This is a genomic window from Rhodococcus sp. IEGM 1408 (assembly GCF_033142235.1).
Taxonomy (GTDB): Bacteria; Actinomycetota; Actinomycetes; order Mycobacteriales; family Mycobacteriaceae; genus Dietzia.
Map to the genome: position 1 here is coordinate 1 of NZ_JAWLRW010000035.1, position 1,516 is coordinate 1,516.

At 72.3% G+C, this 1,516-nt stretch carries 1 protein-coding gene; it reads right to left on the minus strand.

From position 1 onward, the window contains the following. Window positions 1-151: 151 nt before the first annotated feature. Window positions 152-1,252, minus strand: coding sequence for a peptidoglycan recognition family protein (locus R4P08_RS18365; protein WP_317815304.1), 1,101 nt, complete (start codon window positions 1,250-1,252; stop codon window positions 152-154). Between the last annotated feature and the right edge of the window lie 264 nt (window positions 1,253-1,516).

Sequence of the window (1,516 nt, forward strand, 5' to 3'; positions counted from 1 at the left end):
CGGCTGTGCGGGACGCTCTTGTCGATGCGGGGGCGGGCCCGTCGGCCGGTCGCCCGGTCAGCCGTCACCCCGCTACGTTTTCGCGGATCCCCGCCCGGGGAGACGCTGCACGGGGTGACTCCACGGGGTCGACACGGGCGTCACGAGCTGGTCAGGAGCCGAAGGCCGCCGAGGAGACGGCGTTCGGGGCGAAGCCGCGCGCGGCGTTGTCGCGGATGAACTGCAACTGCGGGTAGAAGGCGTCGCCCGGGCAGGCGGTCCCGCCCCAGTCGCGGTGGCCCGAGACGGCAGGCATGTTGCGCGTGGCCCCGCCCTGCGGGTTGCGGTAGGTGATGCCGCCGCGCGGGTTGATGCCGGTGGCGTTGCACAGCGCGCGCACGCAGTCGATGGTCGCACCCACGGCGGCCGCGGTGGGCGCGCTCCACGTGTAGTCGCCCAGCAGGCTGATGCCGATGTTGCCGTTGTTGACGCCGCCCGTGTGGCCGGCGGTGACGACCGGCGGGGCGATCCCCGCGATCGGCGGCACCTGGAAGACCGGGGTCCCCCCGAGGGTTCCGCCGCGGCCCTGGTAGATCCGGCCCTCGGGGTCGATGAGCAGGTGGTACCCGACGTCGCCCCAGCCCAGGGTGTTGGCGTGGTAGTTGTAGATCGCGCGGACGCTGGCGGCGCGGTCGGGGCCGACGGCCGAGGCGGTGTGGTGGATCGTGATGGCCTGAGCCGGGAAGAACTGCGATCCCCAGCGGTTGCCCGAGACGTCGCTGGCGCCCCATGCGGCGCGCGGGATGATCGGTAGGCCGAGCGTGCCGACGCTGCCGAGGCTGTAGTTGCGCGGGGCGCCCCGGCCGTCGTCGAACGCGGTCGCTCGGGCACCGTTCGCGGCGTCGACCTCGTAGCCCACGGCGCCCTCCGGCGCGGCGACGAGCTCGGAGGCGGGCGTGCTCCCGGAATCGGGGGCGGAGTCGAGGGCCTCGAGCGGGAGCCAGTCACCCACCGAGCCGTCCGGGAACGCGAACCGGATGCGGCCGGCGATCTCCTCGGCGCTGGGGAAGGTCACCCCGACGTAGCCGAGCGGACCGTTGGGCTGGATCATTCCGCTGCCCGTCGAGACCGACTTGAGCATGTCCTGGGCGACGCCGAGGGAACCGGTGTCGAACGGGCTGGCCCCGGCGATGGGGCCACGGACAGAGGAGGCGACAGCGGCGCCCACGCCGACTGAAGCGGCGGTGAGGAACCCACGGCGTGAAACGGGCATAAAGAGGAACTCCAGACTCGGAACGCGAAACGCACGACGCCATACCTATCGGCGTGATCGGCCGCCACATTACGCGCTCGGCGTGACCGAATCGAGACCGTCGTTACCGGAGTGATATATGTGACCAATGAGGTTCAAGGGGTGCCGGCCCGGGGTAACCGGGCCTCGCCCCGGCGGGAACGCGCCGGTGTTTCTCCACCCGCCCGGGACAACCCGCGACGAGCCGCGACGAGCCCGCAACGAGAAGAGCGTCCCGCGCACCCC

Bases quoted from the DNA above. Each gene is read 5' to 3' on its own strand.
- R4P08_RS18365 (WP_317815304.1), bottom strand. From the start codon at position 1,252: ATGCCCGTTTCACGCCGTGGGTTCCTCACCGCCGCTTCAGTCGGCGTG.